Here is a 455-nt window from a genome sequence, read left to right as displayed (position 1 = left end):
GAGGAGTTCGGCGGCCAGGGCGCGGATTCGGTGGCGGCGTGCATCGTCATCGAAGAGGTGGCTCGCGTGGATGCCTCGGCGTCGCTGATCCCGGCGGTCAACAAGCTGGGCACCATGGGGCTGATCCTGCGGGGTTCGGAGGATCTGAAGAAGACGGTGCTGCCGGATCTGGTGAACGGTGCCATGGCCTCCTATGCGTTGTCTGAGCGTGAGGCGGGCAGTGATGCGGCCGGGATGCGCACGCGTGCCAAGGCCGACGGGGAGGACTGGATCCTCAATGGCACCAAGGCGTGGATCACCAATGGTGGCAAGTCGTCGTGGTACACGGTGATGGCGGTGACCGACCCGGACAAGGGCGCCAACGGCATCTCGGCGTTCGTTGTTCACAAAGACGACGAGGGGTTCACTGTCGGGCCGAAGGAGCGCAAGCTCGGGATCAAGGGTTCGCCGACCAC

The 455-nt window shown here is 65.1% G+C and carries 1 protein-coding gene; it reads left to right on the top strand.

From position 1 onward, the window contains the following. Positions 1 to 455, top strand: a 455-nt coding sequence (locus AC3A6P_RS36110) for an acyl-CoA dehydrogenase family protein (protein WP_487697460.1), incomplete at both ends; no start/stop codon positions are given.

This window comes from Mycobacterium sp. Soil_C_30 (assembly GCF_057656995.1).
Note: the sequence above shows the minus strand (reverse complement) of the source record. Positions and strands in the feature narration are given on the sequence as shown.